Annotated in this window: 25 protein-coding genes and 1 tRNA gene; 9 read left to right on the top strand and 17 right to left on the bottom strand. The window is 67.5% G+C overall.

Features of this window, described 5'->3' with window-relative positions:
- Window positions 1-16: 16 nt before the first annotated feature.
- Complete coding sequence (locus A8G18_RS01645; RefSeq protein WP_064062478.1) at window positions 17-499, top strand: nuclear transport factor 2 family protein; 483 nt, start codon at window positions 17-19, stop codon at window positions 497-499.
- Complete coding sequence (locus A8G18_RS01640; protein ID WP_064062477.1) at window positions 499-1,329, top strand: SDR family NAD(P)-dependent oxidoreductase; 831 nt, start codon at window positions 499-501, stop codon at window positions 1,327-1,329. Before A8G18_RS01645 ends, A8G18_RS01640 begins: the two co-directional genes overlap by 1 nt.
- On the opposite strand, the gene A8G18_RS01635 is transcribed toward A8G18_RS01640, so the two are convergent.
- The 6 genes from A8G18_RS01635 to A8G18_RS01610 all read right to left on the bottom strand — a co-directional run bounded on the left by A8G18_RS01635 (window position 1,291) and on the right by A8G18_RS01610 (window position 8,330).
- On the bottom strand, window positions 1,291-2,325 hold the full coding sequence (locus A8G18_RS01635) for an ABC transporter ATP-binding protein (RefSeq protein ID WP_064062476.1): 1,035 nt from the start codon (window positions 2,323-2,325) through the stop codon (window positions 1,291-1,293). The two genes, A8G18_RS01640 and A8G18_RS01635, sit on opposite strands and share 39 nt — an antisense overlap.
- Window positions 2,322-3,308, bottom strand: a complete 987-nt coding sequence (locus A8G18_RS01630) for an ABC transporter ATP-binding protein (protein ID WP_064062475.1) — start codon at window positions 3,306-3,308, stop codon at window positions 2,322-2,324. Before A8G18_RS01630 ends, A8G18_RS01635 begins: the two co-directional genes overlap by 4 nt.
- Window positions 3,305-4,207, bottom strand: coding sequence for an ABC transporter permease (locus A8G18_RS01625; RefSeq protein ID WP_084421346.1), 903 nt, complete (start codon window positions 4,205-4,207; stop codon window positions 3,305-3,307). The genes A8G18_RS01630 and A8G18_RS01625 overlap by 4 nt, the downstream gene beginning before the upstream one ends.
- A complete protein-coding gene (locus A8G18_RS01620) occupies window positions 4,204-5,151 on the bottom strand; it encodes an ABC transporter permease (protein WP_016931573.1) in 948 nt (315 codons plus the stop codon). The genes A8G18_RS01625 and A8G18_RS01620 overlap by 4 nt, the downstream gene beginning before the upstream one ends.
- Before the next feature lie 64 nt (window positions 5,152-5,215).
- On the bottom strand, window positions 5,216-6,754 hold the full coding sequence (locus A8G18_RS01615; RefSeq protein ID WP_064062474.1) for an ABC transporter substrate-binding protein: 1,539 nt from the start codon (window positions 6,752-6,754) through the stop codon (window positions 5,216-5,218).
- 31 nt (window positions 6,755-6,785) lie between these two features.
- Window positions 6,786-8,330, bottom strand: a complete 1,545-nt coding sequence (locus tag A8G18_RS01610) for an ABC transporter substrate-binding protein (protein ID WP_064062473.1) — start codon at window positions 8,328-8,330, stop codon at window positions 6,786-6,788.
- Window positions 8,331-8,531: 201 nt separating this feature from the next.
- On the opposite strand from A8G18_RS01610, the gene A8G18_RS01605 reads away from it, so the two are divergent.
- Window positions 8,532-8,608 (top strand) — tRNA-Met (locus tag A8G18_RS01605).
- A gap of 131 nt (window positions 8,609-8,739) precedes the next feature.
- Window positions 8,740-9,870 (top strand): AI-2E family transporter, encoded by a 1,131-nt coding sequence (locus A8G18_RS01600; RefSeq protein WP_064062472.1) that lies wholly within the window; start codon window positions 8,740-8,742, stop codon window positions 9,868-9,870.
- 75 nt (window positions 9,871-9,945) lie between these two features.
- Here A8G18_RS01600 and A8G18_RS01595 read toward each other — a convergent pair whose 3' ends face one another.
- Window positions 9,946-10,593 (bottom strand): CoA transferase subunit B, encoded by a 648-nt coding sequence (locus A8G18_RS01595; RefSeq protein ID WP_016931568.1) that lies wholly within the window; start codon window positions 10,591-10,593, stop codon window positions 9,946-9,948.
- Window positions 10,590-11,336: a CoA transferase subunit A gene (locus A8G18_RS01590; protein WP_016931567.1), complete on the bottom strand. Its 747-nt coding sequence runs from the start codon at window positions 11,334-11,336 to the stop codon at window positions 10,590-10,592. The genes A8G18_RS01595 and A8G18_RS01590 overlap by 4 nt, the downstream gene beginning before the upstream one ends.
- Before the next feature lie 154 nt (window positions 11,337-11,490).
- Between A8G18_RS01590 and pcaB the strand changes: the two genes are divergently transcribed.
- Genes pcaB through A8G18_RS01570 form a run of 4 tightly spaced genes read left to right on the top strand, consistent with a single transcriptional unit; the run spans window position 11,491 to window position 16,058 of the window.
- On the top strand, window positions 11,491-12,840 hold the full coding sequence (gene pcaB / locus A8G18_RS01585) for a 3-carboxy-cis,cis-muconate cycloisomerase (protein ID WP_064062471.1): 1,350 nt from the start codon (window positions 11,491-11,493) through the stop codon (window positions 12,838-12,840).
- The gene (pcaDC, locus tag A8G18_RS01580; protein ID WP_064062470.1) at window positions 12,837-14,006 is read left to right on the top strand and encodes a bifunctional 3-oxoadipate enol-lactonase/4-carboxymuconolactone decarboxylase PcaDC; all 1,170 of its coding nucleotides are present in this window, start codon (window positions 12,837-12,839) and stop codon (window positions 14,004-14,006) included. Before pcaB ends, pcaDC begins: the two co-directional genes overlap by 4 nt.
- On the top strand, window positions 14,003-14,824 hold the full coding sequence (locus A8G18_RS01575; protein ID WP_064062469.1) for an IclR family transcriptional regulator domain-containing protein: 822 nt from the start codon (window positions 14,003-14,005) through the stop codon (window positions 14,822-14,824). The genes pcaDC and A8G18_RS01575 overlap by 4 nt, the downstream gene beginning before the upstream one ends.
- A 22-nt stretch (window positions 14,825-14,846) precedes the next feature.
- Window positions 14,847-16,058, top strand: a complete 1,212-nt coding sequence (locus A8G18_RS01570) for an acetyl-CoA C-acetyltransferase (RefSeq protein WP_064062468.1) — start codon at window positions 14,847-14,849, stop codon at window positions 16,056-16,058.
- 91 nt (window positions 16,059-16,149) lie between these two features.
- Here A8G18_RS01570 and A8G18_RS01565 read toward each other — a convergent pair whose 3' ends face one another.
- The 9 genes from A8G18_RS01565 to A8G18_RS01530 all read right to left on the bottom strand — a co-directional run bounded on the left by A8G18_RS01565 (window position 16,150) and on the right by A8G18_RS01530 (window position 25,481).
- Window positions 16,150-17,181, bottom strand: a complete 1,032-nt coding sequence (locus A8G18_RS01565; RefSeq protein WP_064062467.1) for an NADP-dependent oxidoreductase — start codon at window positions 17,179-17,181, stop codon at window positions 16,150-16,152.
- Window positions 17,182-17,266: 85 nt separating this feature from the next.
- Window positions 17,267-17,431 carry a hypothetical protein gene (locus A8G18_RS22950; RefSeq protein ID WP_165369179.1) on the bottom strand — a complete coding sequence of 55 codons (165 nt, stop codon included), beginning with the start codon at window positions 17,429-17,431 and terminating at the stop codon, window positions 17,267-17,269.
- A 164-nt stretch (window positions 17,432-17,595) separates the two neighbouring features.
- Window positions 17,596-20,082, bottom strand: a complete 2,487-nt coding sequence (locus tag A8G18_RS01560) for a glycoside hydrolase family 2 protein (protein WP_064062523.1) — start codon at window positions 20,080-20,082, stop codon at window positions 17,596-17,598.
- 14 nt (window positions 20,083-20,096) lie between these two features.
- Complete coding sequence (locus A8G18_RS01555) at window positions 20,097-21,056, bottom strand: DUF1839 family protein (RefSeq protein ID WP_064062466.1); 960 nt, start codon at window positions 21,054-21,056, stop codon at window positions 20,097-20,099.
- The gene (locus A8G18_RS01550) at window positions 21,053-22,009 is read right to left on the bottom strand and encodes an amino acid--[acyl-carrier-protein] ligase (protein WP_064062465.1); all 957 of its coding nucleotides are present in this window, start codon (window positions 22,007-22,009) and stop codon (window positions 21,053-21,055) included. Before A8G18_RS01550 ends, A8G18_RS01555 begins: the two co-directional genes overlap by 4 nt.
- Entirely contained in the window at window positions 22,006-23,193 is a 1,188-nt protein-coding gene (locus A8G18_RS01545) for an acyl-CoA dehydrogenase family protein (protein WP_064062464.1), read from the bottom strand. The genes A8G18_RS01550 and A8G18_RS01545 overlap by 4 nt, the downstream gene beginning before the upstream one ends.
- Window positions 23,190-23,432, bottom strand: coding sequence for an acyl carrier protein (locus A8G18_RS01540; protein ID WP_016931556.1), 243 nt, complete (start codon window positions 23,430-23,432; stop codon window positions 23,190-23,192). The genes A8G18_RS01545 and A8G18_RS01540 overlap by 4 nt, the downstream gene beginning before the upstream one ends.
- Entirely contained in the window at window positions 23,429-23,860 is a 432-nt protein-coding gene (acpS, locus tag A8G18_RS01535; protein ID WP_064062463.1) for a holo-ACP synthase, read from the bottom strand. The genes A8G18_RS01540 and acpS overlap by 4 nt, the downstream gene beginning before the upstream one ends.
- A gap of 247 nt (window positions 23,861-24,107) precedes the next feature.
- Entirely contained in the window at window positions 24,108-25,481 is a 1,374-nt protein-coding gene (locus A8G18_RS01530) for an NAD(P)/FAD-dependent oxidoreductase (RefSeq protein ID WP_064062462.1), read from the bottom strand.
- 155 nt (window positions 25,482-25,636) lie between these two features.
- On the opposite strand from A8G18_RS01530, the gene A8G18_RS01525 reads away from it, so the two are divergent.
- A complete protein-coding gene (locus A8G18_RS01525; protein WP_064062461.1) occupies window positions 25,637-26,533 on the top strand; it encodes a LysR family transcriptional regulator in 897 nt (298 codons plus the stop codon).
- Window positions 26,534-26,613: the final 80 nt, after the last annotated feature.

The following is a 26,613-nucleotide window of genomic DNA, read 5'->3' as shown; positions in this document are numbered from 1 at the left end:
ACCGGAAGGCACACCGATGGACACCGTCGAGCAAAGGCTGGCCCGGCTCGAAGCCCTCGAAGAGATCAGGATGCTCAAGCATCGCTACTTCCGGGCGTGCGACGCCAAGGACCCGGAAGCGATGCGCGGATGCTTCGTCGCAGGGCGCGCCGACATCTACTACGGACCCGCGCTGGGCAGCTTCGACGACGCCGACGCCCTGATCGACATCTACTCACGCATCGCCCTCGAACGGCTCGACGACCGTTACGTCGTGCTCGACATGCATCACGGCATGCATCCGAGCATCCACCTCACCGGACCCGGTACCGCCACCGGCGCCTGGACGCTGCGGTTCCGGCAAGTGGATCTGCGCGCCCGCACCGAACGGGTCACCGCGCTCGACTACGACGACGACTACGTGGTCGAGAACGGCACATGGAAGATCTCCCGCTGCCACGTGAAGGTCCTGTGGTCGATCCAGCGGGCCCTCACCGACGACGTGGAAGTGGTGCAGTGATGGCAGAAGCAAAGGTGGCGCTGATCACCGGCGCGAGTCGCAGTGTCGGCAAGGGCATCGCGTGCGCTCTCGGTTCCGACGGTTGGACCGTCTACGTCACCGCCCGTGGCCCGGTCGACGTCGACGGTCCGCTCGACCACACCGCGGCGGAGATCACCGCCCGCGGCGGACGAGGCATCGCGGTGCAGTGCGATCACCGCGACGACGCGCAGATCCACGACCTGTTCCGCCGGATCGCCGACGAACAGGACTCCCGGCTCGATCTGCTCGTCAACAACGTGTGGGCGTCACCGCCGGGCTTCGCGGGGTTCTCCGAACCGTTCTGGAAGCGTCCGATCAGCGACTGGGACAGCCTGATCGACGTCGGGCTCCGCGCACACTATGTGGCCTCCGTCGAAGCCGCACAGCTGATGGTGCCGCGCGGCGACGGGATGATCGTCAACATCTCGTCGTTCGGTACGCGCGGTTATCTGCACTCGGTTCTCTACGGCATGTCGAAGGCCGGCCTGGACAAGATGGCCGCCGACATGGCCGTCGAACTCCGCGGAACGGGGGTCACCACCCTGTCGCTGTGGCCGGGCCTGGTGAAGAACGAAGCCATGCTCGCCCGTGGCATCGACAACTTCGAGGGCTTCTCGTTGGCCGATGCCGAAACCCCCGAGTTCATCGGGCGGGTGATCGTCGCTCTCACAACCGATCCCGAGGTGAACGCACGCAGCGGCCGCACCCTCGTCACCGCCGAGGCCGCCCTCGATTACGGCATCGTCGATGTCGGAGGCAACCAACCCGCTTCACACCGGGAGATCTTCGGGGGCGGGCCGCTGTTCTGATGTGTGCAGGTGGCAGGCCACCCGGCCGCCACCTGCCACTTCGGTGACCGCAGGTCGCACCTCCCGGCACACCGGCATGACCAGCGGGCAGCGAGTGCTGAACGCGCAACCGGTCGGCGGGTTCGCCGGATCGGGCAGCTCCCCGTCCAGACGGATGCGTTCGCGGCGGCGCTGGCGCGCCGGATCCGGAACGGGGACCGCGGACAGCAGAGCCTGCGTGTAGGGATGGGCCGGTTCGGTGAACAGGCGCTCCGTCGGTCCCCACTCGACGATCCGTCCCAGATACATCACGGCCGTGGTGTGGGCGATGTGACGCACCACCGCCAGATCGTGCGCAATGAACAGGTAGGCGATGCCCAGCTCCGCGGAAAGCTGCTCGAGCAGAGCGATGACCTGGTTCTGCGTCGAGACATCGAGTGCGCTGACGGCCTCGTCCGCGACCACCAGTTTCGGTTCCACCGCGATGGCCCGCGCGATCGCGATGCGCTGACGTTGCCCACCGGAGAACTCGTACGGATACCGGTCGGCGTGCTCGGCGCGCAATCCGACCTGTTCGAGCAACCGGCCGACCTTGCGCCGGCGTTCGTCCTCGGTGAGATCGGTATGCACCTGCAGGGGTTCGGCGATCGCATCCCCGACGGTGTGCGACGGATCCAACGACGAATACGGGTCCTGGAACACCATCTGCATATGACGTCTCGCGCTGCGCAGTTCGCTTCTGTCCAGCGCGGTCACGTCGACACCGTCGAGCACCACCGAACCCTCGGCGACATCGACGAGTCGCAGGATTCCCCGAGCCGTCGTCGACTTGCCCGAACCCGATTCACCGACCAGAGCGAACGTCTCGCCGGGGAAGATGTCGAAGTCGACCTCGTCCACGGCACGCACCACCTGCTTGCGACGCGACATCCGCCCCCCGACGGGGAACTCCACGCGCAGCCCACGAACCGTCAGCAGTGGCTGCCTGGTCTCGATGTCGACGAGTTCGGCGGTCATCGGTTTCCCTCCAGCATCAGATCGTTCACCCGTGCGCAACGCGAGACGCGCTCGTTCCCCAGCGCATGAAGCGGTATCACCGTGTCGCATTCGTCGAGATGGTGCGCGCAGCGCGGCCCGAAGCGGCAACCCGCCGGCATCGTGCCGGGTGCGGGCGGGGAGCCGGGAATGGTGTGCAGGTCGCTGCGACCGTCGATGGTCGGAACCGACCGCAACAGGCCTTGGGTGTACGGATGTTTCGGAGCTGCGAAGAGTTCCTCGGTGCGGGCCTTCTCGACCACCTGCCCGGCGTACATGACGACCACCTCCGTGCACAGGTCGGCCACCACCCCGAGATCGTGGGTCACGAACAACACACCCATGTCGAACCGCTCGGCCATGTCCCGGATCAGGTCCAGCACCTGAGCCTGGATCGTGACGTCGAGCGCGGTGGTGGGCTCGTCGGCGATGAGGAGGGACGGTTCGCACGCGAGCGCCATCGCGATCATGACCCGCTGTCGCATGCCCCCGGAGAACTCGTGCGGGTACTGACGTACCCGGCGGGCCGCATTCGGAATCCCGACGAGGTCGAGTACCTCGACGGCGCGCGCCAGCGCGGCCTTCCGGTTCACGCGTCGGTGCCGCCGCACCACCTCGGAGATCTGGTCGCCGACCGTGAAGACCGGGTTCAGGCTCGTCATCGGTTCCTGGAAGATCATCGCGATGTCGTTGCCGCGCACGTCGGCGAGTTCGCGGTCCGGCATCGCCAGCAGGTCGCGCCCACGGAACCGGATGTTTCCGGAGACGGTGCGGGACTGGTTCGCCGGCAACAATCGGAGGACCGACGAGCAGGTGACGGATTTCCCCGAGCCGGATTCGCCGACGAGACCGACGAGTTCACCGGCCGCCACATCGAAGGAGACGTCCTGCAGGACCGATGTCCAGCCGGAACCGGTCGCGAATTCGACTCCGAGGCCGTCGACGCGCAGCAATGGTTCGGTCATCGTTCGCTCCGGTTCTCGCGGCCCACCGAATCACGGATTCCGTCGCCGAGGGTGTTGCAGGCCAGTACGGCCAGGATAATCGTCAGGGCGGGAATCACCACCGGCCAGGCCGTGTAGTTCCATGCTTCACGCCCCTCCGCGAGCATGCGGCCCCAGCTCGCCTCCGGTGGCTGGACACCCAATCCCAGGAAGCTGAGTGACGACTCTGCGAGCAGAGCGAAACCGCACGCCAAGCTGATCTGAACGATCAACGGAGACAACGTGTGCGGAAGGACATGCATACGAACGATCCGTGTGGTCGGGGTTCCGATACTGCGCGAGGCCTCGATGAAGGTGCTCTCGCGTACTCCGATGACGGCTCCACGTACCACGCGGAAGAATCTGGGGCCGAACACGATTCCGATCGCGATCATCGCATTGGTGAGATTGGTACCCATCACGCCGACGATGGCCATCGCCAGCAGCAGCGGCGGGAAGCTCAGGAAGGCATCGGCGACACGGGAGAGGATCGTGTCCCACCAGCCGCCGAGAAAGCCCGCCATCAGGGCGGGCACGACCCCGATGAGCAGTCCGACGGACACCGAGATGATCGCGGCGGAGACCGCGACGCGCGCACCGTACAGCAACCGGGACAGTGTGTCTCGACCCAGATTGTCCGTACCGAGCAGGTATCCGTCCGACAGCGGAGGCAGGCGACGCGCGGTCAGGTCCTGGACGATCGGGTCGTACGGTGCGATCAGCGGGGCGAGCAATCCGAGGACGGCGATCAGCAGGAGGAAGACGGCCGCCACGACGGCTCCGGGACGATTCCGGAACCGCCGCAGGAATCTGCGGCGTGGAGATTCGCCGGTGGCCACGGTCGTGTTCTCCACCGGCGTGGAGACGGTGTGGTCGCTCATGCGGCGCTCCTTGTTCTCGGATTGAGGTAGCCGTAGGAGATGTCGACGAGCAGGCTCATGATCACGGTGGCGAAGACGCCGAAGATCACGACTCCCTGGATCGCGGGCAGGTCGCCGGAAAGCACCGCCTGCACCGCGAAATCTCCGAGGCCTTTCAGTCCGAAGACGGATTCGATGACGGCCGTGCCACCGAGCAGGAAGGCGATCTGCATGCCCAGGACCGTTGCCGTCGGGATGAAGGCGTTCTTCAGGGCATGCTTCCACAGGACGCTGCGCCGGCTCAGGCCCTTGGCGGTGGCGGTGCGGACGTAGTCCTGCTGCATCACCTCGATCATGGAGCCGCGCAACTGGCGGGCGATCTCGGCCGCCGCGGCCAGTCCCAGTGCGACGGCAGGCAGCAACAGGTGACTGAGCCACGGCCACACTCCCTTGGCGAGGGGGGTGTAGCCGGTGGCCGGCAGGACGCGCAGGGTCAGCGAGAAGACGAGCACGAGGAGCAGACCCAGGACGAAGTTCGGCGTGGCGACTCCGAGCGTCGATCCCACGCCGGTGGCACGATCCTGCCAGCTACCGGGCCGGCTGCCCCCGACGATGCCGGCCGGGATCCCGACGAGCAGCGCCACGACCACGGCCACCATCGCCAGCGAGAACGTCACCGGCAGGCGGTCGACGATCATGTCCAGCACGGGCGCCTGATAGGTGAAGCTCGTACCGAGGTCGCCGCGAACGACTCCGAACAGGAAATCGAAGTACTGCACGAGGACCGGCTGGTCGAGGCCGAGTTCCTCGCGGACCGCCTCGATCTGCTGAGGCGTCGCCGACTCCCCGGCGATCCGGTGTGCCGGATCGCCGGGGATCAGGAAGATCAGACCGAATGTGATGGCGGTGGCGATCATCAACAGCGGGACGATCGCCAGCAGGCGCTGACCGATAATCCGAAACATTCTGCACTCCCTGTGGTTTCACGGATCCGTGACGATCACGGTCATGAGACCGTGCGACTGCCTGTCAGGGGGCGGCCACGCCGACACCACGCCACTCGTCGACCACCCGGTTGGGTTCGTAACCCACCAGCCTGTCCGAGGCGACGGCACCCAACTCGGCGAACGCGATCGGCAGCATTGCCGCATAGTTCATCACCACGGCGTTCACTTCACCGAGGCGCACCGCGCGTTCTGCGGGGTCGGTGGCGCGGTTGGCCGCTTCCATGGCCTCCCGGAAACCGGGGATCGCATCGTGGGACGGGTTCTGAGGGGAATCCTGACCGTAGAACGAGGTCAGCAGCAGGGAGGGATCGGCGCGGCCGACGAGCGTGGTGAGGATGGCATCGAGCTCTCCCCGGTTGAAGGCGGGGTTGAGGTCCGTCGGCGTCATGGAGCGGATCTCCATGGTGATTCCGACCCGTGCGAGTTGCTCCTGCAGGATCTGCCCGATCATCTGGTTCTCGGGAAGGTTGGACACACCCGCCACGAAGGAGAATCCGTTCGGGACACCCGCGGTGTCGAGCAGGTGCTTCGCCTTGTCGGGGTCGAATGCGTACTGATCGTCGAGGTCGTCGTTGTGGGCGAAATATCCCGCGGGGAAGTTCTGGCTCGCGGGTTCACCGTGCCCTTCGAGTGCGGTCTCCACCACCGACTCCCGGTCCACGGCATGGGCCAGGGCCTGACGCACTTCGAGCTTGCCGAACTCGCTCCGGGTCCGATTCAGGTTGAGAACGTAGTTGTTGAGGCTGGTCTGCACATTCGTCTGCAGTCCCTGCTGCTCGGCAGGGTCGAGCGACATCGGCGTCGCCATCGCCGCGTCGAGCTGGTCGGAGGCGACGGCATTCACACGGGTCTGCGGATCGGTCATGACGACCCACTCGAAGTGCTCTGCCTGCAACGCTTCCTGATCCCAGTAGTCGTCGCGGGCGACGAAACTGTACTGAGCCCCCGGCTGGGATTCGGTCACCGTGTACCGGCCGGCTCCCGCCGGTTGGAGTACGAGCGCCGCATTCTTGTCCGGGCTTCCGAAAGCGTTGGGGTTGACGATCATTCCCGGCAGGTCCGACAGCGTGAGCACGAGCTGTCCGCCCGGTCCGTTCAGTCGGAGCACCACGGTGTGTGCGTCGGACGCCTCGACCGATTCGACGCCGGCGAGCATCGCGGCCGTGATCGAGTCGGGTTCCAGCGCGCGACGGAGATTCGCCACCACGGCAGGCGCATCGAGCGGTGTGCCGTCCGAGAAGGTCACGCCCTGACGCAGCTTCAGGGTCAGCGTGGATCCGTCCTCGGAGAACTCCCAGGATTCGGCGAGTCCGGGCACCGGATCGGCGTTCCGGTCGCGATGCACCAAACGGTCGTAGACGAGATTCAGCATGGTCGAATCGCTGGTGATCCGAGTCTTGTGCGGATCGAAGGACGACGCACCGTATGTCGTGGCATAACGCAGGGGTACCTGCGGGTCGATCTCCGCGGTGCTGTCGGTTGCAGCCGACGTCCCACAGCCGGCGAGCAGAAGCGCGGCGGCGAACGCGGCGACGACCGAGGTCAACGATTTACGAGACATGAGATTCCTTCGTTTCTGGAGCGGTCGACGGTCAGGACGCGGCGATGCCGACGCCACGCCATTCGTCGATCAACAGGTTCGTTTCGTATCCGACGACCCGATCGGTGAGCGTCGATCCGAGTTCGAAGAAGACCAAGGGCACAGCAAGGACGTTGTCCGAGACGGTCTTCGAGACCTCTCCGAGCCTGTCCCCCCGAACCTGCAGGTCGGTCTCACGGTTGGCGGCGTCCAGCGCCTCCCGGAAGCCCGGTGCAGTGGTGCGGGAAGGGTTCTGCGGTGAATTCTCCCCGAAGAGCGCGGACAGCAGCAGCGCCGGATCGGAACGGCCGGTGAAGGTGGTGAGAAAGGCATCGGCGTCCCCCCGGTAGAAGGTCGGCGATGCATCCGACGGGGGCAGCGGCTCGAGCTTCATGTCGATGCCGACCTGTGCGAGTTGCTGCTGCACGATCTGCGCCACCTGCACGTTCTCGGGGAGATTCAGCAGGATCGCAGTGAACGAGAATCCGTTCGGCAGCCCCGCATCGGCCAGCAGCTGCCGCGCCTTCTCGGGATCGTATCGGTAGTCGTCGGCGAGATCCGGGTCGTACGCGAAGTAGTCCTTCGGGAAGTTCTGCGTCGCCGCTTCGGCGTGGCCCTCCATCGCCGTGTCCGCGATGGCCTGACGGTCGATTGCGTGTGCGATGGCCTTGCGTACCTCGAGCTTGCCGAACTCGCTGCGGGTCCGGTTGAAATTCAGCGCCATGTGGTCGAGCCGAAGTGCGGTCTCCACTCGAAGGCCCTGCTGTTCGGCGGCGTCGATCATCAGGGGTGTGGTGATGGCGACGTCGATGTCTCCGGCCGACACCGCGCTGAGACGCGCTTGCGGATCGGTCATCACCGTCCAGACGAAGGTGTCGGTGCCGATCGCCTCCGGGTCCCAGTAGTCCGCCCTGGCGGTGAACTCGTACTCGGCGCCCGGTCGGGACGCCGCAAGGACGTACCGTCCCGCACCTGCGGGCGTGAGCGCGAGTCGTGCGTCCTTGTCCGGGTTTCCGAAGGCTCCGGGATCGACGATCATTCCGGCAAGATCCGACAGCGCCAGCACGTACTGAGCACCCGGACCGTCGAAGCTCACCACGACCGTGCGGTCGTCCGATGCGGCGACCCCACTCACACCCGCCAGCATCGGCGCCGTGATCGAGTCCGGCTCGAGCGCACGTCGGAGATTGGCGACGACGGCGTCGGCGTCGAGGACGGCGCCACCGGAGAAGGTCAACCCCTCCCGCAGGTGGAGGGTCAACGACCTCTCGTCGATCTCCCACGCTTCGGCGAGTCCGGGCACCGGCTGCCCGGCTGCGTCACGGTGGACGAGGCGGTCGTAGACCATGTTGAGCATGGTGGCGTCGCTGGTGATCCGCGTCTTGTGCGGATCGAACGACGAGACTCCGAAGACGGTGGCATAGTGCAGCGGCACGGCAGGATCGGCGACCCCGGAGTTCTCGGTGGGAGTCGAACCGCACGCGGTGAGCAGGACTGCACAGGCTCCGATCGCCGCTCCCCACAAGCGGATCGGCGACCTCCTCGACACAACAGCCATGCCGCCCCTCTCTCGAAAATGTTCGTACAGACCGGTTTCGGGCAGCCGTACCACGGCTGCCCGATTACCGACCGAACCTATGAGTCTGTGACGCGTCACACTCTGCAGGTCCCGCTGATCGAGATCGGCAAGCACGGGGACGTTCTACGGACGAGGGGTGGTCAACGCGCCCTCGGAAGTCGTGTATGGTTGGACATGCAACGCGGGGTGGAGCAGCTCGGTAGCTCGCTGGGCTCATAACCCAGAGGTCGCAGGTTCGAATCCTGTCCCCGCTACCACCGACCGGCCCGGACTCACACGAGTCCGGGCCGGTTCTTTTGTGGATGCTCCTCGGTCTCGGTACGGCTCCCCCCGGCCGCGCTCACCGAGTAGATTTCGCGGCAGAGTCTCTGCAGAGCGGGAGGGTGGGATGGCCAAGCGCGCGACCGTCGCCGATCGACCACGGACTCCCCGTTGGCTCCGGCCCACGATCGTCGGTGTGCTGCTGGCCGTCGCCTTCTATCAGATGTCGGGCTGGCTGTTCCACAATCTGAAAGGCTTCCTCGGCCTGTTGTTCCTGGCATGGTTGTTCAGCATCACCATCGAACCGATCGTCGATCGGCTCGAACGGTTCGGGATGCGTCGCGGTGCCGGCACCGGCCTGGTGTTGTTCTCCCTGATCGCACTCACCATCGGGTTCTTCGCGGTGTTCGGCACGCTCCTGTTCGACCAGATCGCCCAGTTGCTCACCACACTTCCGGATGCGCTCACACGCCTCACCGATTGGGCGAACCGCACTTTCGACACGAATTTCAAGACCGGGGACGAGCTGCTCAAGATCACGCCCGACACGCTCCGTGATCTGGCGCAACGGTTCACGCCCGGTGTGCTCGGCGTCCTCAGCACCCTGGTCGGTGCCCTGTTCCAGATCCTGACGCTGCTGTTGTTCGTCTTCTACATGTCTGCGGAGGGGCCGCAGATGCGGCGGACGATCGCGAGCTGGTTCCCCGCCCGGCAACAGCAGTTGATCGCGAACGTGTGGGAGACCTCGGTGGAGAAGGCCGGCGGTTACGTCGTCTCCCGGCTGATCCTCGCCGCCGCCTCGTCGATCTTCACGGGAATCTTCTTCCTGATCATCGGCGTTCCGTACTGGCTTCCGCTCGCGATCTGGACCGGGGTGGTCTCGCAGTTCATCCCGACCATCGGTACCTATCTCGCAATCGGTCTCCCCGCGCTCATCGCCGCGGTGCAGCAACCGCTCGACGGCGTGTGGGTGATCGCCTTCGGCACGATCTACCAGCAGGTCGAGAACTACGTGCTGCACCCACGCATCACGGCCCGCACCGTATCGATCCACCCGGCGGTGGCATTCGGTTCGGTGATCGTCGGTGCCACCCTGTTCGGCCCGGTGGGCGCTCTGGTGTCCGTGCCGGTGGTCGCGATCCTGCAGGCGCTCGTCGAGTCCTTCGGGCACCGCTACGAATTGATCCCGGAGGTGGGCGGGGAGGAGCCGGACCCGGACAGCCCCGACCTCACGGCCGACAGTGACGACTACGACTGAGAAGCGAGACGGGGCCGGTCGCACGATCTCCTCGCGCCCGGCCCCGCCGTCGTTGTCCGGTCGGACGATGTCCGATCAGACGATGAGCTTCGCCGCGGTCGCAGCGACGACGTCGTCGGTGCTCACACCGGGCGCCGTCTCGACGAGCTTCAGTCCCTCCTCGGTGACGTCGATGACCGCGAGGTCGGTGATGATGCGCTGCACGCACCCACGACCGGTGAGCGGCAGAACGCACTCCTCGAGGATCTTCGGGTCGCCCTTCTTGGTGACGTGATCCATCATCACGATGACGCGCTCGGCGCCGTGGACGAGGTCCATCGCGCCGCCCATGCCCTTGACCATCGCGCCGGGCACCATCCAGTTGGCGATGTCGCCCTTGGCGGAGACCTGCATCGCGCCCAGGACCGCGACGTCGATCCGGCCGCCACGGATCATGCCGAACGACTGTGCCGAGTCGAAGTACGACGCACCGGGGATCGCGGTGATCGTCTCTTTACCGGCATTGATGAGCTCGGGATCGAGTTCGTCCTCGGTCGGGTACGGGCCGACGCCGAGTACACCGTTCTCCGAGTGCAGGATGACCTCGACGCCGGGCTCGAGGTAGTTCGGCACCAGGGTGGGCATGCCGATTCCGAGGTTGACGTACTGGCCGTCCTCGAGTTCCTCGGCGACGCGTGCCGCCATCTCCTCGCGGGTCAGCCCCTTCTTCGTTGCCTGTGTCATGAGCGCACCGTCCGGTTCTCGATGCCGACCTCGACGGGGCCGACGTGTACGACACGCTGCACGTGGATGCCGGGCGTGTGGATTTCGTTGGGGTCGAGTTCGCCGGGTTCGACGAGGTGCTCGACCTGCGCGATCGTGATGCGGCCCGAGGCGGCGGCCGGCGGGTTGAAGTTGCGGGCGCTCGCGCGGTAGACGAGGTTGCCGTGGCGGTCGCCCTTCCAGGCGTGCACGAGCGCGTAGTCGGCGACGATGCCGCGTTCGAGCACGTAGGTCTCGCCGTCGAACTCGCGGGTCTCCTTCGGCTTCGACGCGAGGGCGATACCGCCGTGCCCGTCGTAGCGCAGCGGCAGTCCGCCTTCCTCGACGGCCGTGCCGACCCCGGCGGGCGTGAAGAAGGCGGGGATGCCCGCGCCACCGGCGCGCAGGCGTTCGGCGAGCGTGCCCTGCGGGGTGAGCTCGACTTCGAGTTCGCCGGCGAGGTACTGGCGCGCGAACTCCTTGTTGGAGCCGACGTACGACGAGATGGTGCGGCGGATGCGCCCCTTCTCGAGCAGCAGACCGAGCCCGAAGCCGTCGGTACCGCAGTTGTTGCTGACGGTCTCGAGGTCGGTGGCGCCCTGTTCGAGCACTGCATCGATGAGTATCTCGGGGATGCCGACCAGGCCGAACCCTCCGACAGCGATCGTGACGCCGTCGGGGATGTCGGCTACGGCCTCGGCGGCGGAGGCAACGACTTTGTCCATGTGTGCCACGATACCCTCATGTGTACGTCATGTGAACTACCGTCCGCAATGCGAACACATACGCGTAGGATCGTTGCGGGTGCACAACGGCGGCACTAACCTGTTCGCATAGCGTCCATCCGTCCACATCGCGAACATTTCGGATCGGAGGTCCGTGTCTTCCTCATCCCCCGGCGCCGGCTACCGGGGCCCGCTGTTCGACCCCGTCTTCGGCGCGGACGAACTCGGTGCCGCCCTGTCGGACCGCGCGTGGATCGGCGCCCTACTCGACGTGGAGGTCGCGCTGACCCGTGCGGCAGCTGCACTCGGCCGCATCGAGGACGCCGACGCCGACGCCGTCGCGACAGCGGCCGCGTCGCTCGCCGGTGATCTCGATCCCGCCGACCTCGGACGACGATCCGCGGCGGGCGGCAATGCCGTCATCCCCCTGGTTTCGTTGCTGCGGGAGCGAGCCGATGCTCCCGCGCGGGCCGTGCACGTCGGCGCGACCAGCCAGGACGTCCTCGACACCGCGCTGATGCTGCTCGCCCACCGCGCGGGCGCCATCGTCGTGGCGAATCTGCGCTCCGCGGCCGACGGCGCAGCCCGTCTGGCCGCCACGCACCGTGAGACGCCGATGGTCGCGCGCACCCTCGGCCAGCAGGCGCTGCCCACCACCTTCGGTGCTCTCGCGGCCGGCTGGCTCCTGTCCCTGGACGACGCCGTCACCGAACTCGGCCGCGCCCTGTCCGTCCTGCCCGCGCAGTACGGCGGGGCCGCAGGCACGCTCGCCGCCGTCCATCCCGACGGCTTCGCGTTCGCCGACACCGTCGCCGACCTGCTCGGACTCGCACGTCCCGTCGCCCCGTGGCACACCGCACGTACTCCGATCACCACCCTTGCGGGCGCACTCGGCGTCGCCGCGGGTACGGTCGCGAAGCCCGCCACCGATGTCGTGCTCATGGCGAGCACCGAGTTCGGCGAGGTGAGCGAGGATGCGCCCGGCGGGTCGTCGGCCATGCCGCACAAGCGCAATCCCGTCGCGGCCGTCACCGCGCGTGCCGCCGCCCGGCGCGTACCCGGTCTCGTCTCGACGATCCTGTCGTCGACCGACCACGAGTTCCAGCGCGCCGCCGGCGCCTGGCACGCCGAATGGGAGACGCTCGGCGACATCCTGCGCCTCACCGGCGGTGCCGCGCACCAACTCTCGGTGAGCCTGAACGGGCTGCACGTCCACACCGACGCGCTCGACCGCAATCTCGCGCTCACCGGCGGAGCGATCCTCGCCGAGAAGGTCACTGCCGCACTCGCCGAACACACCGACGACGCACGCTCGATCGTCACCGATGCGGCGGTCGCCGGCAGGCGGCTCGACGAGGACCCCGTCGTCACAACACATCTCGATCCGCAGAACGTGCGCGAACTTCTCGACCCCACACGCTATCTCGGTCATGCCGCCGACATCGTCGATCGCGTTCTCACCCGCCACGACACCACGAACCGAACCACAGGAGGTACCCGATGACCGTCATGCTCAACTACGAACAGTACGGCGACCCCACGAAGCCGACCGTCCTGTTCCTCGGTTCGCTGGGTTCGGACCTGTCGATGTGGGCACCGCAGATCCACTCCCTGTCGCCCGACTGGAACGTCGTCGCGGCCGACCATCGCGGACACGGCCCCTCCCCCGCGCCGTCCGGCCCCTACACGATCGAGGAGCTCGCCGGCGACGTCGTCGCCCTGCTCGACTCGCTCGGACTCGACGCCGTGCACTACGTCGGCCTGTCGCTCGGCGGTGCCGTCGGACAGTGGCTCGCCGCGCATCACCCCGAACGCGTGCGCACACTGACGCTGCTGTGCACCTCGCCGGCCTTCCAGCCCGCCCAGCCCTGGTACGACCGGGCCGCGTCCGTCCGCAACGACGGCCTTGCCTCGATCGCCGACTCCATCGTCTCGCGATGGTTCACTCCCGAACTGGCCGAGCACGATCCGGATCTGGTCACCCGCCACGTCGAGATGGTGAAGGGCACCACCGACGAGGGCTACGCCGCATGCTGCGAGGCGCTGGCGACCTGGGACGGCCGTCCCGACCTCGCGCGGATCGTCGCGCCCACCCTGGTGATCGCCGGCGAGCAGGATCCCGCCACCCCGCCGTCGACGATGCAACAGCTGGCCGACGGAATCGCCGACTCCGCCTTCCACGTCGTCTCCCCCGGCGCGCACCTCGCCAACGTGGAGCAGGCGGGACGGATCACAAAGCTCATCCGCGAACACATCTCGTGCGCCACTCCATCCGCCGCGCACCGCACCGCGGTGTTCGAGGAGGGACTGCGGGTGCGCCGTTCCGTCCTCGGTGACGCCCACGTCGACCGGTCCATCGAGTCGACCACCGAATTCACCCGGCCCTTCCAGGATTTCATCACCCGCACGGCATGGGGCGACATCTGGGCACGTCCGGGCCTCGACCACCGCACCCGCCGCCTGCTCACCCTCGCGATCCTCACCGCGGTCGGCAACGAGCACGAACTCGACATGCACATCCGCGCCGCCCTCCGCGCGGGGATCGATCCCGACGACCTCGTCGAGGTGTTCCTGCACACCGCGGTCTACGCGGGAGTCCCCAACAGCAACCGCGCGTTCGCGCTCGGCAAGCAGGCACTCGCCGACACCGAGGGAGGCACGGGGTCGTGAGCACTCCCGACGTCACCACTCCCGAGGTCGCTCGCGAGAACCCGGGAGCGTCAACCGATTACGTGCAGTCGCTGGCCCGTGGCCTGTCGGTCATCAAAGCCTTCGGTGCGCATACCCAGCGGCAGTCGCTCTCGGACGTCGCCCGCGCGACCGGCCTCACCCGCGCCACCGCCCGCCGATTCCTGTTGACGCTCATCGAACTCGGCTACGTCCACACCGACGGTTCCCAGTTCTGGCTCACCCCACGGGTGCTCGAACTCGGATACAGCTATCTGTCCGCGCTGACGCTTCCGGAGGTTGCGCGGCCGCATCTCGAATCGCTCGCCGAGAAGGTCAAGGAATCGACCTCGGTGTCGGTGCTCGACGGAGACGACGTCGTCTACGTCGCGCGAGTCCCTGTCAGCCGCATCATGACCGTCACCATCACGCTCGGCACCCGCTTCCCCGCCTACGCGACCTCCATGGGACGAGTGCTGCTCGCCGGCCTGACCGACGACGAGTTCGAGGCCTATCTCGCCCGCGCCGATCTCGCACCCATCACCGGCAACACCGTCACCACCGCCGAGGAGCTGCGCGCCGAGATCGCCACGGTACGTCGCAACGGATACTGCGTGGTCGACCAGGAACTCGAAGAAGGCCTGCGATCACTTGCCGCACCGATCCGCGACGCGTCGGGAACCGTTGTGGCGTCGGTGAACCTGTCGACCCACGCCGCCCGCTACCGGATGGAGATCGTGCACGGCGAACTCGTCCCGGCGCTGCTCGCCACCGCCGAGGCGATCTCCACGGATCTCGCCCGCACCCAGACCCACCAGTGAACAACCCCGATCGAGGTACATCATGACCGACGTAGTGATCTGCGAACCCCTGCGCACCCCGGTGGGCCGGTTCGGTGGTGTTCTGAAGGACATCGCCCCCGAGGATCTTGCAGCCACCCTCATCCGCGAACTCGTCACCCGCACCGGCATCACCGGCTCCGACATCGACGACGTCCTCCTCGGCCAGGCCTCCCCGAACGGTGAAGCCCCGGCCCTCGGCCGCGTCGCCGCCCTCAACGCCGGTCTCGGCGTGGACGTTCCGGGCCTGCAGGTCGACCGCCGCTGCGGCTCGGGTCTGCAGGCGGTCCTGCAGGCCGTCATGCAGGTCCACACCGGCGGCAGCGACCTGATCCTCGCCGGCGGCGCCGAGTCCATGAGCCAGGCCGAGTTCTACGCGACCGGCATGCGCTGGGGCGTCAAGGGCGAAGCCGTCGCACTGTCCGATCGCCTCGCCCGCGCTCGCGTCACCGCCGGTGGCCGCGACTTCCCGGTGCCCGGCGGCATGATCGAGACCGCCGAGCACCTGCGCGCCGAGTTCTCCATCAGTCGTGAGGACCAGGACGCGCTTGCCGTGCAGTCGCACCAGCGCGCCGTCGCCGCGCAGAAGAACGGCGTGTTCGCGCAGGAGATCGTGCCCGTCACGGTGCCGCAGCGCAAGGGCGATCCGCTGGTCGTCGACACCGACGAACACCCCCGCGCCGACACCTCGATGGAGTCCCTCGCCAAACTGCGCCCGATCCGCGGCAAGGTCGATCCCGAGTCGACCGTCACCGCGGGCAACGCCAGCGGCCAGAACGACGGTGCCGCTCTCGCGATCGTCACCACCGCCGAGAAGGCCGCCGCGCTGGGTCTGCGTCCACTGGCCCGCCTCGCGAGCTGGGCGGTGGCCGGTGTGCCGCCGCGCACCATGGGTATCGGCCCGGTGCCCGCCACCGAGAAAGCCCTCGGCCGGCTCGGACTCACGCTCGCCGACATGGACGTCATCGAACTCAACGAGGCGTTCGCCGCACAGGCCTTGGCGGTCACCCGCTCGTGGGGCATCGAGGCCGACGACCCGCGCCTGAATCCCAACGGCTCCGGCATCTCGCTCGGACACCCGGTGGGCGCGACCGGCGGACGCATCCTCGCCACACTGCTGCGCGAACTCGACCGCCGTGAGGGTCGCTACGGACTCGAGACGATGTGCATCGGCGGTGGCCAGGGGCTCGCCGCTGTATTCGAGCGCATCGCCTGACGGCGAGTGACGGTATTCGACCGTAGCGCCCGACGTTCCCCGCACGGTGCTCGCGACGCGATCCTCCGTCGCGAGCACCGTACGGTGTCCGTCACTCCGGCGCGACCCGCACGAGCATCTTCCCGAAGTTCTTCCCTTCGAGCATGCCGATGAACGCCTCCGGGGCGTTCTCGAGTCCGTCGACGATGTCCTCGCGGTACTCGAGCTTCCCGTCTCGGACCCACGCCGAGACCTCACGCAGGAAATCGCCGTACATCTCCTTGACGAATTCGCTCTGGATGAACCCGCGGATCGTGAGGCTCTTGGTGAGAATCGAGTTGAACAGTCCCGGAAGACGGTCCTTGCGGTTCAGATCTGCACCGTTGTACTGCGCGACCAGACCGCACACCGGAATTCGCGCGTAGGTGTTGAGCAACGGCCACACCGCCTCCTGCACCGGTCCGCCCACATTCTCGAAGTAGACGTCGATGCCGTCGGGAACCGCCTCGGCCAGCGTGTCGGCGAAGTTCGGGTCGCGGTGGTCGATCGCCGCGTCGAAACCGAACTCCTCGATCAGCGCGCGGCACTTCTCCTGCCCACCTGCGATACCGACCGCGCGCGCCCCTTTCAGCTTCGCGATCTGCCCCACGGCAGATCCCACCGGCCCGGTGGCGGCAGCGACGACGACGGTCTCGCCCTCCTTCGGCTGCCCGATCTTCAGAAGTCCGGAATAGGCTGTGAAACCGGGCATTCCGAGCACACCCACGGCAGTGGATATCGGTGCGGCCCGCGGATCGAGTTTGCGTACCGCGGAACCGTCGAGGACGGCGTGCGACTGCCAGCCGGCACCTGCGAGGACGTAGTCGCCCGGCTCGAGTCCGTCGTACCGCGATTCGACGACCTGGCCCACCGTTCCGGCGACCATCACGTCCCCGAGTTCGACGTGCGCGGCATACGACTTCGCGGTGCTCATGCGGCCGCGCATGTACGGGTCGAGGGACAGGTAGACGACGCGCAGGAGGATCTGACCGTCGTCGACCTCGGGCAGATCCACCGTCTCGAAGCGAAAGTTGTCGGCGGTGGGTGCCCCCTCCGGACGCGAGGCGAGAACGATGCGGGTGCTCTGACTCGTGGTTTCACTCATGCCGACAGTGTGCCGCACGCGGAGGCGTCCTGAACGCCGCGCGGGCACCCCGGCAGGCACGATCTCGCGCCGGAGGGGTGTGGGGTCAGGCGCTGCGCTGCACCTCACCGCGAGGCACCTGATAGTTCGAGAACAGCTGCGAGTGGATGACCTCGGTGAAGGACGGTCCGTCCTGCTCGACCCGGGCAGGACGGCGAGTGGACGAAGCGGTGTGCGAGGCACCCATCTGCGATGTGGAGCGGATCGCCATGTCGATCTCCTCTCGGAAGGCGGGGAGAGGTGGCCACCGGCACCGTACAGAAGGTGCAAATCGGGTGAGCGACCCCTTGGGAGATACATATACCCCGTCCATGCCCGATATGCACCTGTCGCTTTCGGCGTACCTCGCACCGGTCCGTCGGAGGCCCTCGGGAGCTACCTGCGGACCTCGTGACCGTCCGAGGCGGGAAGTACACGGATCGGTGCGCTCGTGGCCGAGTTCAACGCCCCCACCCGGCCACTCAGGGCCGAGTCCGGATCCCAGGCCCGCACGGCGATCGTACGAGAACCTCCGGGAGGCAGGTGGAACCACGAATCCTGCAGGTCACCACCGGTGACATCAAGATGAACGTAGTGCGCGGCGGCCTCGGTTCGCACCTGCACGCTCCAGCCGTCCGGGACCGGTCGAGCGGTCGCGTCCAGCCCGGTTCCACGCTCGACGGCCCGTGCCGGACCACCCACGAGATGCACGGACTCCGACAACACCGCACCGGCGTGATCCACCAGCCGTGCGGTGGCAGTCTCGAATGTGCGCGGCCCGAATCGATACGCAAAATTGACATCGGTGAAGCCGCCTGTCAGCGCAGCCCACGAGAACACCCGGGTTTCGTGCGGATCGAGACACAACGGCAGCGACACGTCCACCGGCACGGCACCCGACGGGGTGTGGGCCTGCACCTGCAGCGTGACGTCGAGGACGTCGGCGGTGTCGTTGATCGCGTCCACACGCAGACCGTCGAGGCCGTCGTCGGTGAGAAGCACGGTGACGGGCGCGAACACCCGGGCCAGCACCCACCACGGTGCCTTCGGGTTCCCGTCGGCGTCGAGCACACCCCATCCGGCACCCGGTTGCAGGTCGCGGGCGGACAGGATCAGGGCGCCGCGACATCCCGATCCGGCTCGTCGCCAGTACTGCAGCACCTCGGTGTACGCCTCGCACATCGCCGCCCGCCCGAGCGCGAGATACCGGGCGGGATCGGCCCACCGCACCTCGGAGGGGTCGACCCCGAAGATCGTGCGCACATAATGGTCTCGCACGTCCTCGAAGTCCCAGGGGGCGCCGTTGTCGCGTGGCACAGCCGCCTTCCACCGCGGATGGTGACCGGCAACATTCACGCTGCCGAACTCGGCTTCGATCGCGGTGTCGGACGGCGGAATCGAGAACGCGAGGCATTCGGCGGCGAAGCGGACGCCGGCGACACGTACGTCACCGATCGGACGGCGGTATCCCCCGACACCGAAGTAGTGCGCCACACCCGAACCGACCGCGATCGGAAGCGTGTCGCTGCCCGGGGGCGCGGACGGCGACGAGGACACCCACACCGCACCCGGCCACTCACGGTCGACGATCTCGGGCAACCAGTCGTCGAGTGCCGCAATCGGCACGCCGGTCAGACCCAGCATGGCCGGTTGCTGTTCGGTCTCGCTCCCCCCGCACAGCACGACGAGAGCCGGATTCCCCGCACACCGGCGCGACAGTGCGCGCACCTCGCCCTCGAGCAGCGAGCGGACGTGCGGGTCGTCGGGCGGGTCTGTCGTGGCGAGCATGACGTCCTGCCACACCATGATGCCCAGTTCCGCACACGCCGAGTAGAACTCGTCGTCCTCGTAGACCAGGGTGCCCGGGATACGGATCGTGTCCACGCCTGCGGACACACAGCGTTCGAGGATGCGTCGGGTGCCGGCCGGGTCGTTCAGCGCGATGGGGTCGGTCGGTGTCCACACCAGCCCGCGGCAGAAGACGTCGACGTCGTTGACCCGCAGGCCGAAGCCATCGCCGGGAACCTGCTCCACCGAGCGGAAACCGATGCGGCCCAGTTCGATCCGATGCCCGTTCAGAAGAACATGCGCCGCATACAGGTTCGGGTCGCCGTAGGTGTGCGGCCACCACCGTCTCACCTCGGGGAGCGTCACCTGCATCCGCACGTGTGCCGTACCGTCGGATCCGTAGTCGGGCCGTGCGTGCGCCGTCGCGCCTTCGATGTCGACGACCGCCTCGGAGACGACGGCGCCGGCCAGGACGAGATCGATATCGGCGATCCCCTCGGATCCGTGCAGAGCCGTCCGTATCGCACATTCCAGCACGACCGGTTCGCCGGAGCCGACGAGACGCACGGGACGCCACGGACCGACCGGTGCCGGGGCTCCGCCGTAGACCGGGGCACGCCCGAGCATCGTGGTGCGGAACCACCGCAGTCCCTGGGCCGATACGAGCGACGAACGCCAGCGTCCGCGCGGCCTGCGCTCACGGAGTGCGGCGTCGAGCGAGGCGCACCGGATGGCGATCCGCGTCGTCGACGACAGGTGGTCGAGAACGACGGTGAACGGCACGAACATCGATTCCGATGTGGCGACGAGCGTACCGTCGACCCAGACGTCCGCGAGGGTCGCGAGCCCGTCGAAGGTCAGGTACCACGGTCCGTGGCCGGACACCTCGACGTCGGTGACGAACCACCAGTCGCTGCTGTCGGGTGACGACGCCCGGGCCGCCGCGGCGCCGTCGGCATCCCGGATCGCGCCCGCGGCCGTGCCGGGTATGCGGACCGGTAACCAACGACCGTCCTGTGGGAGTTCGTCGGGATGGACCACCGTCCCGGAATCGACTCCGAGGCAACGCCACCGGGCGTCGTGCAGCAGATCCATGTGCGCCGGACCCGTCATCGCACGCCGGCGGCGCGGACGACGGTCGCCATGGCGTCCCCCCAGGCTTCGGCCATCGCGACCAGCTGATCACCGGGCTCGACATCGCGGCCGCGCGCCGCGCGGGCCATGCGGAACTGCACGCTCTTCGCACCCTCGGCGACCGCGCGGAATCCGTCGGCCGCGGCCGCCGCACCGGGGTAGCCGCGACCGTCCATGTAGAGGCTCACGTCGGCGGCGAGTTCGGCGGTCGCGCCGCATTGACGGAGCACCCCGAACGTCCACGGATGGAAGACGTCCATCCCGCCGGTGCGGATCCGGTCGACGTCCGCAAGAACCCGGGTTCCGAGTTCGCGCACCGGGTTCGAACCGGCACGCATACGCAGGTGCCGCAGGAGCACCGTGTCGAACGCATCGCACTGCGGCTGCGACGCCTCGACCCGCACCTGCTCGAGATAGGGCGGCCAGGTGGGTACCGGCTCGTCGAGACCGAACACTCCGCGGAAGTCCTCACCGGTGAGGATGTGATAGCCGCTGTTGTGGAAGTACTCGAGCGTCTCGGCATCCCGGTCGATGAGGTTGGGCACGATCGTGGTCTTGGAACGACTCTCCCGGTATCCGGTGCCCTCGGTGTCGGGCAACCAGTAGGCGTCCACCTCGACCGTGGACAGCAGACCGGCGGCGGCATTGTCCTCGAGGTGGTCCACCGGACGGCGCCACACGTTCATCTCCGCGACGTCGACCCCGTAGAGCGACATCAGGTCTTCGGGGCGGAACTTGAGGAAGGTCCACTGGGCGCCGTCGAACCGGGCCGAGAACGCGCACGCCGCCGCGGGGACCGGATCGTGGCCGAGCGCATGCAGCACCTCGACCCACAGGTCGACGTAACAGTTGGTCTCGGTCCAGATCCTGTCGGCGGCGTGCACGAAATGCGGTGAGTATCCGCCGACGCGGACGTCGATGAGCCGATCGCTCACGGGAACAGCCTGTCGCGCACCGGAACGGGCCAACGGTCGACGTCGAGTCCGTGGGTCCGCAACAACGCCAGGGCAATGCGCTCCATACCGAATCCGACGCACGCGCTGTGTGCGACTTCGCCGTCGGCCGTGCGGATCTCGAACGTCTCGCCGAAGTGCTCACGATGGCAGTTGCAGGAGACCACGGCGGTGCCCTCGTCGAGGTCGCCGTAGAGACGGACGGTCAGTTCGGTCTTGAGGTTCTCGGTGCGCTGGCTGACGGCCAGCATGCGTCCGGCCCGTCCGAAGAACGGATCGTTGGCGGGCACGGCGCTCGCGTCGAGACCGAGCGAGTCGAGCACCTCGAGTCCTCGCTGGATCCAGGAATCACGATGCTGCGCAGCATCGTTCTCGGTGCCGATGCGCACGAACTCGTGCATGCGGAATGCCTGCATGCGGGCGGGATCGACGGCGGGTTCGTGCCGGAAGCAGTAACCCAGAACATCGAGCAGTTCGCCGCCCTCACGCAGCGTGCCGGTGTACCGCGAGTAGGCGGGATGGCATGCGGCGGAGACCAGCACGGTGTCGGCGGGTTCGAGCCACGGGTCCCACGCCTCGCCGCGCGAGCGGGCGGCCAGCAGTGCGGCGTGCTCGGCGTTGCTGCCCGCGAAGGTGTTCACCGCTCCCGTCAGGTGCGGGAACGAGGCGATGTAGTCGGTCCGCTCGAAGCTAGTCCTCGGGAAGACCGGCGGGAAGCGCAATCGCGTCGCCGCCCGGCCCGGACCTGCCGCGACCACCACTCGGTCGATGCCGTCCACGATGTCCTCGAAGACACCCGAACGTCCGTAGAGGCCGGGAACACCGGTCTCCACGAGCAGTTCGGCCCCGAGCAACTGTTGCTGGAAGTCGAGGCGGGCGCGCTCGAGTTCGGACAGTTCGTCGGTGGCAGTGCTGGTCGTGGCCGGACTGGTCACAGAGTCCCCCGGTAGGCGATCGACATCTGGGCCGAGTTGTTCATGATGCGGTCGTTGTTGACCATCACGGCGGCACCGTGCGCGTCGCGCAGGTGACGGCCGAGCGAGTACTGCGAATCCTCGCGGTATCCGGCGATACCGCAGACGAGCATCGCGCGGTTCACCAGATCCACGACGAGGGTGGACGCGGTGACCTTGAGGTTGTTCATGGCGAGCGAGAAACCCATGCCCGACATCGATTCGTCCTGTGCCGACGCCGCGGCGTCGAACCGGGCGGCGGACGCGGCGACGAGATCGGCGAACTGCTGGTGCACGGCGGCCGCTTCGGCGAGTCGCAGCGCACCGGGCGGGGTGACACCCGGGCTGCGGCGGGCCGCCGACCGCACGAACGAACGGGCCTTCTCCATCGTCGCGTCGGCGATGCCGAGCCACACCGCCGACCACACACTGTGCGAAACGGGAAGCATGGTGCGCGACGAGATCTCGGCATAGGACGCACCTACCACGAGATCGGCGGACGTCGTGCCGGTGAGGACGAATCCGGGACTGCATGTGCCCCGCAACCCCAGGGTGTCCCAGCTTCCGGTGGGCTCGAGGGTCACGCCGTCGCGTCGGCACACGACGAGCGCCTGGTCGCTCGGCGGGCTGTCGGCGGTGCGGCGCGCGGTCACCAGGATCGCATCGGCGTACTCGCCGTACGAGATGACCGGCGCGTTCTTGGTGAGCGAGACCGTCTCTCCGTCCCGAGTGAGGGCGCAGACGCTGCTGCGCACGTCGCCACCGGTGCCGAGTTCGGTGGTCGCCGAAGCGATCAGGTAGTCCTTCGCCACCGCCTCGGCGACGAAGGCCGCCACGCCCGGGGTGGAGTGACGCACGAGCGACAGGATCTGCGTCTGGTGCATCGCGAAGATCATCGCGGTCGAGGCGCAGTACCGGCCGAGGATGCGTGCGACGGCGCACAGCTCACCCAGCGACGCTCCCTCCCCGCCCTGTTCGACGGGGACAGCGCAGTTCAGGAGCTTGTAGGCGCGCAGCGCGTCGACGGCCTCGTGTGGAAATCGTCCCTCCCGATCCACCTCGGCCGCCGCGGGTCCGGCGCTCTCGCGTCCGACGATCTCGGCACGCGCGAGCAAGGACAGCTCGGTGTTCTCCGATACGGTGAGCGGCGCGGACACGGAGGTCACGCGACGCCCAGTTCCGTCAACGCCGACCGGATGGCTCCGACGCTCGCGAACGTGCTCTTGCGCAGCAGTTCGTCGGGGAACTCCACGTCGAAGGCGTCCTCGAGGGCGAGCATCACGTTCACGCTGGCGTGCGACGTCAGGCCGAGTTCGTAGAGGTCGGCGGTGGAGTCGAGCACCGTGCTGTCGACCGACAGCTTCGCGTGCGCACCGAGGACCTTGCGGATCACCTGCTCCGTCATGGATGTTCTCCAGTTTCTGCTTCTTCGACGCGGGTCGCCACGACCGTCGCGATGGCATATTCGGGCTCGTGAGAAATCGAGACCTGAATGTCGGTCACCTGTTCATCTCGCGCCAGGGCAGCCGCGTTACCGGCCAGTAGGACGGTGCATCCGCCCCAGTCCGCGCGGCGGATCTCGATGGCTCGCCACGGCACCGCGCGGTCGCGGGGACGCAGGACCTTCATCACGGCTTCCTTCGCGGCGAACCGCGCCGCGAGCCGTTGTGCGCGACCCGGGCCGGTGCATATCTCCAGCTCGTGGAGGGTGAACACACGCTGCAGGTAGCGGTCGCCGAAGCGGTCGATGCTCGACGCGATGTCGCGGACCGTGACGACATCGCAGCCGACGCGTGTCGTCGCGACGCAGGGGCCGCTGCCATCGTCGTTCATGGGTCACTCCTCGGGATGCGCTGCACACGGTAACCGCAGGCCGGCCGAGATACACCATCCGAACACCTCTGGCCCGCAGGAAATCCCGGAAATCACCCCGACTTTCACCCGGAGTGCCCGTCGAGCACCGGCAGTTCGCGCGGTGAGCCGGGGTTCGCCACCGCTACACGCCGCGTCGGTCCCGGCTCGGCGCGTCGACGGCGAAAGGCCCCGACCGGATGGTCGGGGCCTTTCGGTGATCGGAGAACTATGCGGACGCCGGCACGGCTTCCTTGTCGCCCGGCCGCTCGTCCTTCGTCTCCGTCGCTTCGTTCTCGGCGGTAGGCACCGGCGCGGCGCCCTGCGCGTAGTAGAAGTGCGGGCGGCGGTGTCCGAGGAAGGAACCGCACCACGACAGGACCGCGATATAGCGGTTGCGGAAGCCGACCAGGTAGACGAGGTGGACGGCGAGCCACAGGACCCACGCGATGAAGCCGGTGAGTTCGATCTTCCCGACCCGCGTGATGGCGCGGAATCGGTTGATGATCGCCATGCTGCCCTTGTCCTTGTACTGGAACGGAGTGCCCATCGCGACCTTGCCGATGATCATCTTCGCCACGTGGCGGCCACCTTGCATTGCGAACGGCGACTGCGCCGGCAGGTTGTCGAGAGTGACCATGTCGCCGATCGCGAAGATGTCGTCGCTGCGGCCGACGGTGAAGTCCGGGTCGACGAGCAGGCGTCCGCCGCGGACCGTCTCGCAGCCGGTGCGCTCGGCGAGCACGTCGGCGAAGTCGTTGGCCTGGATACCGGCCGACCAGATGATGGTCTCCGCGGTGAGGCGGCGGGTCTCCTCGGTCGTGGGCGTGGTGAGCGTGGCCCCGTGCTCGTCGATGTCGGTGACCATCGTCCCGAGAACGACGTCGACGCCGCTCTTCTCGAGCGATTCCTTGGAGTACTCGCTGAGCTTGCCGCCGAACGGGGGCAGCACCTTGTCGGCGCCCTCGACGAGCGTGACGGTGACGTCCTCCGCGCGGATGTTGCCGATGGACTCGGCGAAGTAGCGCTGCGCCAGCTCCTTGATCTGTCCCGCGAGCTCGACTCCCGTCGGGCCGGCGCCCACGACGATGAAGCTGAGCAGATTCTTCCGACGTTCCGGATCGGTGGTGACGTGTGCTTCCTCGAAGCACCGCACGATCTGACGGCGAAGCCGCTCCGCGTCCTCGACCGTCTTCAGCGCGTACGTCAGGTCGGCGAACTCGTCGCGTCCGAAGTACGCCTGACGCGCGCCGGTCGCGGCGACGAGGTACTTGTAGCCGAGGCGCAGACGCTGACCGCCGGCTTCGTAGACGACCGTGTTCTCTTCGGGCAGGACATCGACGACCCGGCCCAGACGGACGTCGGCCTGGGGGTACTCGGCGAGGATCGCACGCACGGAAGGAGCGATCTCACCGGGCGAGAGAACCCCGGTGGCGACCTGGTAGAGCAGCGGCTGGAACAGGTGCTCGGTGGTCTCCGAGATCAGTACGAAAGGCGTGCCGGCCTTGGCGAGCTTCTTGGCGGTGGCCAATGCTCCGAAGCCGGAGCCGACGATGACCACGTCCGTCCGATCGATCCGGGTCGCTGTGTCCGCACCGTCCATGCTGTCGTAAACCTCCGCGTGCTGGTGTCATCTCCGTTGATGTATGACTCCCAACGTAGGTACGAAGGACCCTTGTTATCCACTAACCTGGGATATTCGAAAAACTGTTATCTGTTCTGCTCATAAATACAGGTGGCCTGTCCTCGGGAGGAGCCATGGATTTCCGTCAGCTGCGCTACTTCTTCGCCGTCGGTGAGGAGGGCAGCTTCTCTCGTGCCGCCCAGCGTTGTTTCATCTCGCAGTCGGCGATCAGCCATCAGATCGCGAAGCTCGAACACGAACTCGGCGCCACCCTGTTCGACCGCACCACTCGTTCGGTCGAGCTCACCCCCGCCGGCCGGCGCCTGATGCCGATCGCCGCCGAGGTGCTCGGCCTCGAAGCGAAGGCCCTCGAGGTCGGCCGCGAGCCGCGGGAGAGCATCCGGATCACCGCGAACATGAGCTTCGCATCGCAGAGTCTCGACGCGATCTCCAGCGTCCGGGAACGTCATCCCCAGATCGACGTGGAGTTCGTCATCAAGGACTTCACCGACCGCGTCAATGCGGTCGCGTCCGGGGAAGCCGACCTCGCGCTGATCCGCGGCGACGTCGACCGGCCGGGTCTGGAAGCGGTGCGCCTCGGCATCGAGGAACTCGTGATCGTCACGTCGAGCGAGCACCCACTGTCGGCGTTCTCGACCGTCGACCTCGGCGATCTCGCCCACTATCCGTTGCTGCTGCCGCCGCGGGCCAACCAGGTGCTGTTGCACCGTGTCGTGGAGGACGCTTTCGTGGAGGTCGGACGCCGCGTGCGTCTCGGACCCCCGATCGCCCGCGACCACACGGCGACGCTCGAGGTGCTCACCAATCCGCGGGCGTGGACCGTGCTCTACGCCGGGACGGCGGCCGGCACCCCTCGCAAGGGGCTGAAGTTCATGCGCGAGATCCACCATCGGCTGCAGGTGCCGGTGTGCGGGGTGGTGCAGAGGAACGCGAACCCGAACCCCGAACTCGAATTCCTCATGCGGGCGCTCGCGCATTCGATCGTGCCGCCCACCGACAGCGCGCCGTGACCCGATCCTCCCCACGGCCCGGAGGAATCGGAGAGTGAGGCGGTCATCGGTGCGCGCGTTTCCGCGCACCGATGATCGCC

The organism is Rhodococcus gordoniae, from assembly GCF_001646655.1.
Lineage (GTDB): Bacteria > Actinomycetota > Actinomycetes > Mycobacteriales > Mycobacteriaceae > Rhodococcus > Rhodococcus gordoniae.
This window is presented reverse-complemented; position numbering and strand designations above follow the sequence as displayed.